Source organism: Thermosulfurimonas sp., from assembly GCF_015491435.1.
Taxonomy (GTDB): Bacteria; Desulfobacterota; Thermodesulfobacteria; order Thermodesulfobacteriales; family Thermodesulfobacteriaceae; genus Thermosulfurimonas_A.
Genome location: NZ_WFVX01000012.1, coordinates 1 through 5,808, shown reverse-complemented (window position 1 = coordinate 5,808; position 5,808 = coordinate 1). Strand labels below are relative to the sequence as shown.

Below are 5,808 nucleotides of genomic sequence, written 5' to 3'. Positions count from 1 at the left end.
TCTGGGGATCGGTTTTCTGTGGTAAATTGGATCTAAAATTCAGGGGGAGGATAATATGCCGCTCAGGGCCTATATTCTCATCAATACCCAGATCGGGAAGACCGCGGAGGTGGCCCGCACCCTGCTGGAGATGCCGGAGGTCAAGAAGATCGACATTATTATGGGGCCCTACGACATCATCGCCGAGATAGAAACCGAGGATCACGAGACCCTCTCCGAGGTGGTGCTCCGAAAACTCCAGACCATACCCTCCATCCAGCACACCATGACCTGTCCGGTGGTGAAACTGGAGGAAGGACACTAGAGAAACCGCAGCAGTAATTCGGCGTATCTGCGGGAGGCCCCCTGAAGTTTCCGGGCGGCCTGAAAGGCCTTCCATCCCTGGGCGCGAGCTTTATCCGGATGGTGTAACCAGTCGGAGAGCACGGAAAGGGCCTCCTCCACCGTGTTGACCTGACGGGCCCCGCCCTCGGAAAGGAGAGCTTGGCTTTCCAGGGGGAAGTTTTCCATGTGCGGTCCGAAGAGGACGGGTTTGCCCAGGATGGCCGGCTCGAGCGGATTCTGTCCTCCCAGGGGTCGAAAGCTCCCCCCCACCACCGCCGCTTCGGCCAGGGCATAAAAGGTAAAAAGGGGGCCGATTTCATCCACCACGATGATCCGGGCCCCGCTCAGGTGGTGATTATTCCGGAAGAAGCTCGCGGTCAGTCCCCGGGCGGTGAGGTGTTTTCCGAATTCCGGGGCCCTTTCCGGGTGGCGGGGGACCACCGCGAAACGCAGATCCGGAACGGAGGCCAGGCCGGAGATGATCCGGGACACCACCTCCTCCTCTCCCCGGCGCATACTACCGAAGACGAGGAGCCTTTCGCCGGGGCGCAGCCCCAGGCGCCGGACCAGCGGGACCGGATCCAGGTCCTCCACCCGGCGAAAGGAGAGGTCGTGCTTGGCGTTGCCCAGCACGCGGACACACTCCGGGGGTATCCCCAGGGCCAGGAAACGTTCCCGATCCTCCTCGGAGATGACCCCGGCCATGGAAATCCGGCCCAGCAGAGGGCCAAAGAGGGGACGCAGCCGGCGATAGCGGGAAAAGGAGCGGGAGGAAAGGCGTCCGTTAAGGATCAATACCGGGGTTCCGTGGCGGAAGGCCTCGAAGAGAAGGTTGGGCCATAATTCGGTTTCTATCAGGACCAGGACCCGGGGAGAGAGTTTTCGTAGCCAGGCCCTGACGGTTCCGGGACCATCCCAGGGGGCCAGCCGGATCCCGATCCCGGAAAGGGGGTTCAGGATCTCGCGGGCCTGTTCCAGTCCGGAACGGGTCTGAAGGGTAAGGAGTATCCGCAGTTCGGGCCGGAGGCGCAGGGTTTCCTCCAGGATGGCGGCAGCCACCCGGGATTCCCCCACCGAGGCGGCATGCATCCACACCTCCACCCCTTCCTCCTCGGGAGGGGAAAACCTTTCCGGATATTTCCGGGAGAGGATCTTTTCCAGCAGACGGGTGCTCAGACGGTAGAGGCGGTACATAGGCGCTGTCTCAGGGTCTCGTAAAGGGCTATGGCTCCGGCTACCGCGGCGTTCAGGGATTCAATGCGCCCCTGCACGGGGATACGCACCAGGAGATCGCACTCCCGCCGTACGCTCTCCCGCAATCCCCGTCCCTCGCTTCCGACGACCAGGCCTACCGGGCCGGTAAGATCGGTTTCCATGATCTCCCGCGGCCCCGCGGCATCCAGGCCGTAGAGGGTGAACCCCAGTTCCTTTAAGCGTCGCAGGGCCTGCCGGAGATTCACCACCCGGACAATGGGAAGATGAAAGACCGCCCCGGCGGAGGCCTTGATCACGGTGGGGGTAATACCTGCGGCCCGGTGTTTGGGGATCACCACTCCCCGGGCCCCCAGGACCTCGGCGCTGCGGATCAGGGAACCCACGTTCTGAGGATCGGTGAGCTCATCCAGCAGAAGGACCACCGGATCCGGTACGGAAGAGAGTTCCTCCTCGAATTCCGGCCAGGAAAGATAATCGAATTCCCGGAGGTAAGCCACCACTCCCTGGGTGGGGGCCCCGGAGGGGACCTTGGGAGGATGGAACTCGCGGACCACCTTGACCGGCACCTCCAGGTTTCGGGCCAGATCCAGGATGCGCCGGCGTTTTCCCTTCAGCCCGGAGGCGGCAAGCCATATCTCCTCCACCCGTTCGGGCTGGCTTCGGAGGAGCTCCAGGACCGGATTGACCCCCCAGACCACCCGGCTCATGAGAGGGCCCGCTGGGGGCGGCATTTTTCGGCCCTCACGATGGCCGCCAGATCCGCAAAGGCCTGTTCTATTTCCTGGTTGATGACCACGTAATCGAACCAGGGAGCAAACTGCATCTCTTCCCGGGCCCGGGCCAGCCGACGCCTCAATACCTCCTCGGACTCGGTCCCCCGCCGGCGTAAACGCCGTTCCAGTTCCTCCATACTGGGCGGAGCCACGAAGACGAATACCGCTCTCTCCCTCAGCTTACGGCGTACCTGAGAGGCCCCCTGCACGTCGATGTCCAGGAGGAGATCCTCCTCTCCGGAAAGGGCCCTTTCCACCTCGGTTTTGCTGGTACCGTAGAGGTGCCCGTGCACCTCGGCCCATTCCAGGAAGGCCCCCTGCCGGATCAGGTCTTCAAACTCCCGGCGGGAGACAAAATAATAATCCCGGCCGTGCACCTCGCCCGGCCGGGGGGAGCGGGTGGTGTGAGAGACCGAAAAACGAAAACCCAGCCGCTGGATCAAAAGATGACAGAGAGTCGTCTTTCCCGCCCCCGAAGGGGCGGAAACCACCAAAAGTAACCCTTTTCCAGCCATCTTCAGGAGGACTTTCGCTTACGCCTGGAGGTTGTTTTTTCCTCCTCCTCGGAGGCGTTGTGCCCCTCGGCCCGCTCTTCGTGCATTTTCAGGAGATCCGAGGTGAGGCGTTGAGCAATGGTCTCCGCCTGGATGGCCGAAAGGATGACGTGGTTGGAATCGGTAATGATGATGGACCGGGTGCGCCTTCCCTGGGTGGCATCGATGAGACGTTTGGTTTCCTTGGCCTCCTCCCGAAGCCTTTTCATGGGAGCGGAATTGGGGTTTACGATGGCCACCACCCGCTCGGCTACCACGGAGTTCCCGAAACCAATATTCAAGAGACGACACTTACAGCTCATTTCCTATTCCTCCCTTTTCCGTTTTTGCGTTTTCTTTTTAAACCTCCTTTTTGTGAATGTCAAATCCCGGACGCAGGCGTTCCGGGAGGAGGGAAAGGAGGGGTTGAAGGAGAAAGAGTTTCAGAGGGGGCCAGGCCGCGTAGAGGATGAAGAGGACGAAGAGGGTAATCCTGGGTTCCAGGGCGATGATGGCAAAGGCCAGGATCATCAGGGGCAGGAGATAGGTGAGCTGACTCTCTCGGAAACGAAGCACCTTGAAGCTGGGGTAGGGCAGGGGAGAGATCATGAGAAAGGAGACCAGATAGATCATGAGCAGGAGCGCGATGTGTTTTACCGGGAAGACCGCGCCGATGCGGTTCAGGAAGATGATGGTGGCAGCGATCAACCCGGCCGCCGCCGGACTGGGAAGCCCCTTGAAATAGGCCCGGGGGCCGGGTTCCTCCACGTTGAAACGAGCCAGACGCAGGGCGGTGCAGGCCACATAGACGAAGGCCGCCAGCCAGCCGTAACGGCCGTAAGGTTTAAGGGCGAATTCGTAGGCCAGCAGCCCCGGGGCCACCCCGAAAGAGACCATGTCGCAAAGCGAGTCGTATTCCATCCCGAAGCGGGTAACCGAGGAGGTGAGCCGGGCCAGTCTTCCGTCCAGGATGTCGCAGAGCATGGCCAGAAAAATGGCCCAGGAGGCCACGGTGATCTTTCCCGAAAGAGCCGCCACCAGGGCAAAGAACCCGGAAAACAGGTTGCCGGTGGTGAAAATATGGGGCAGGAGGGTGATCCGTCTCATTCGGTCTTCCAGGGCAGGAGGGCCAGAGGGGTCTCGCCGGCGCGTACCCGGTGTCCCTCCCGAACCAGGACCCGGGTTCCCTCCGCAGGGAAGAACACCTCGACCCGGGAACCGAACTTGATCATTCCCAGACGATCCCCGGTGAGGACCTCGTCTCCCGGGCGCACGTAACTGACCGTGCGCCGGGCCAGAAGACCGGCCACCTGAACCACCAGGATGGGAATCCCGTCGTCCCTTTCCATCCAGTAAAGGCGTTTTTCGTTCCACTCCAGGGCCGGATCCCAGGAGGCCGGTAATTTGCGCCCGCGGGAAGAGATGACCTGAAGGATACGTCCGGGGACCGGAGCCCGGTTCACGTGTACGTCGTGCAGGCGCATGAAGATCCCCACCCGATAGACCGGGCCGGGAAAACCCTCGTATTCGGGGTAATAACGCACGGTGGATACCACTCCATCCGCCGGAGAGATCAGGAGCTCCCTATCCGGCACGGGTTCACGGGAGGGATCCCGGAAGAACCACACCAGGGCCCCGGTGACCCCGGCTGCGGCCAGTCCCAGAGATTTTTTTCTCAGAAGGGCTGCGGTTCCCCCGGCCCCCCCGGCTAGCAGGATCCAGGGCCATCCCTCGCGGGCTATGCGCATCATTCTTCCCCTCCGTTCCTTTCCCGGGCCAGTTCCAGACGGGCTTCCATGGCCATGATCTGGGCCTCTACCGCCACGCGGATGTCCTGCGGGGAGGGGTTCAGCGGAGCCAGCGCCGCCCGTACGATCTTTTCGGCCTTGCGCAGGGTGGCCTCCGGATCCCCCGGAACCGCCGAGGTATCCAGCACCACGTCGCCTCCTACTGCGTAGAGTTTCCCATCCGGTCCGCGTCTGTAAATATAATGGGGACCGCTGCGTACCAGTTCGCCTCCGGCCACCAGATGGGCCCTTTCGTGGGCCCGTACCGCCTGATCTATCCGCCGAAGCCGGGATAATTCCAGTAGTTCCCGCAGCTCCGCAAGTTCCCTTCCGGGCCCGGAAGGAGTCTTTTTCTCGGCTCCGCCCTTTTCCGGGGCCGAGGCCCGGACTTTCTGAAGCTGCATCGCTCCATGTATGACCCCGGATAGGCTTCCGATCCGCACCTAGTCCTCCAGTTTTTCCTTTACCGAGGGGAAAAGCTCGATATCGGTGTGGGGCAGGAAAAGGGCCGAGAGGTAATAGTCCATATATCCCGGATGGGCCGAGAGCTCAAAATGGGTCATCATCCTGGCCACCTGCACCGCCCGGGACCGATAGGCCGTGGAAAGGGCCATCAATTTTGCCCCCAGAAGACTGCTGTTCCCCACAAAGTAAAATCTATCCCGGGGCAGGTCCGGAAGCAAGCCGATGGTGATGGCCTGTTCCAGGTCCAGATAACTTCCGAAGTTCCCGGCCAGAATCACCCGTTCCAGGTTCTCCACCGAAAGTCCCACCGACTCAAGCAGGGTCTGGCATCCGGCAAACATGGCCCCTTTGGCCCGGATGAGGTTGTCTATGTCCGCCTCGGTGAAGACGATATCCTCTCCGGTGGCCGAATCTTCGGCAAAAACCAGGACATATTCCCATCCGTAACGTCCCTCCCGCAGACGGGGATGATCGAGGTCCCGCCGGTATTTGCCGGAGCGATCTATAAGCCCGGTGAGGAAGAGGCTGGCCAGGAGGGCGATGATCCCCGAGCCGCAGATGCCCTTGGGTTTGCGCCCTCCGATGGTGAGGATCATGGGTTCATAGGTGATGGGGTTGATGTGCACCGCCTCGATGGCCCCCACCGTGGCCCGCATCCCGTGTTTGATCCCCCCGCCCTCGAAGGCCGGCCCCGCGGAACAGGAGGCACAG

At 61.7% G+C, this 5,808-nt stretch carries 9 protein-coding genes; 1 reads left to right on the top strand and 8 read right to left on the bottom strand.

Annotated elements, in window-relative coordinates:
- The first annotated feature begins 55 nt into the window (after positions 1-55).
- Positions 56-304 carry an Lrp/AsnC ligand binding domain-containing protein gene (locus tag F8J34_RS00550; RefSeq protein WP_297055266.1) on the top strand — a complete coding sequence of 83 codons (249 nt, stop codon included), beginning with the start codon at positions 56-58 and terminating at the stop codon, positions 302-304.
- On the opposite strand, the gene F8J34_RS00545 is transcribed toward F8J34_RS00550, so the two are convergent.
- The 8 genes from F8J34_RS00545 to F8J34_RS00510 form a co-directional block, all read right to left on the bottom strand.
- Positions 301-1,518 (bottom strand): glycosyltransferase N-terminal domain-containing protein, encoded by a 1,218-nt coding sequence (locus tag F8J34_RS00545; protein ID WP_297055263.1) that lies wholly within the window; start codon positions 1,516-1,518, stop codon positions 301-303. The two genes, F8J34_RS00550 and F8J34_RS00545, sit on opposite strands and share 4 nt — an antisense overlap.
- Positions 1,497-2,270: a 23S rRNA (guanosine(2251)-2'-O)-methyltransferase RlmB gene (gene rlmB, locus F8J34_RS00540; RefSeq protein ID WP_297055261.1), complete on the bottom strand. Its 774-nt coding sequence runs from the start codon at positions 2,268-2,270 to the stop codon at positions 1,497-1,499. Before rlmB ends, F8J34_RS00545 begins: the two co-directional genes overlap by 22 nt.
- Positions 2,243-2,827 carry a guanylate kinase gene (gmk, locus tag F8J34_RS00535; RefSeq protein WP_297055259.1) on the bottom strand — a complete coding sequence of 195 codons (585 nt, stop codon included), beginning with the start codon at positions 2,825-2,827 and terminating at the stop codon, positions 2,243-2,245. The genes rlmB and gmk overlap by 28 nt, the downstream gene beginning before the upstream one ends.
- A 2-nt stretch (positions 2,828-2,829) precedes the next feature.
- On the bottom strand, positions 2,830-3,168 hold the full coding sequence (locus F8J34_RS00530; RefSeq protein ID WP_297055256.1) for a DUF370 domain-containing protein: 339 nt from the start codon (positions 3,166-3,168) through the stop codon (positions 2,830-2,832).
- A gap of 37 nt (positions 3,169-3,205) precedes the next feature.
- On the bottom strand, positions 3,206-3,952 hold the full coding sequence (gene pssA / locus F8J34_RS00525) for a CDP-diacylglycerol--serine O-phosphatidyltransferase (protein ID WP_297055253.1): 747 nt from the start codon (positions 3,950-3,952) through the stop codon (positions 3,206-3,208).
- Positions 3,949-4,596, bottom strand: coding sequence for a phosphatidylserine decarboxylase (locus tag F8J34_RS00520; protein ID WP_297055247.1), 648 nt, complete (start codon positions 4,594-4,596; stop codon positions 3,949-3,951). The genes pssA and F8J34_RS00520 overlap by 4 nt, the downstream gene beginning before the upstream one ends.
- Complete coding sequence (locus tag F8J34_RS00515; RefSeq protein ID WP_297055244.1) at positions 4,593-5,075, bottom strand: putative metalloprotease CJM1_0395 family protein; 483 nt, start codon at positions 5,073-5,075, stop codon at positions 4,593-4,595. The genes F8J34_RS00520 and F8J34_RS00515 overlap by 4 nt, the downstream gene beginning before the upstream one ends.
- A partial coding sequence (locus F8J34_RS00510; protein WP_297055241.1) for an ATP-binding protein occupies positions 5,076-5,808 on the bottom strand: 733 nt, incomplete at its 5' end.

Bases quoted from the DNA above. Each gene is read 5' to 3' on its own strand.
- F8J34_RS00550 (WP_297055266.1), top strand. From the start codon at position 56: ATGCCGCTCAGGGCCTATATTCTCATCAATACCCAGATCGGGAAGACC.
- F8J34_RS00545 (WP_297055263.1), bottom strand. From the start codon at position 1,518: ATGTACCGCCTCTACCGTCTGAGCACCCGTCTGCTGGAAAAGATCCTC.
- rlmB (WP_297055261.1), bottom strand. From the start codon at position 2,270: ATGCCGCCCCCAGCGGGCCCTCTCATGAGCCGGGTGGTCTGGGGGGTC.
- gmk (WP_297055259.1), bottom strand. From the start codon at position 2,827: ATGGCTGGAAAAGGGTTACTTTTGGTGGTTTCCGCCCCTTCGGGGGCG.
- F8J34_RS00530 (WP_297055256.1), bottom strand. From the start codon at position 3,168: ATGAGCTGTAAGTGTCGTCTCTTGAATATTGGTTTCGGGAACTCCGTG.
- pssA (WP_297055253.1), bottom strand. From the start codon at position 3,952: ATGAGACGGATCACCCTCCTGCCCCATATTTTCACCACCGGCAACCTG.
- F8J34_RS00520 (WP_297055247.1), bottom strand. From the start codon at position 4,596: ATGATGCGCATAGCCCGCGAGGGATGGCCCTGGATCCTGCTAGCCGGG.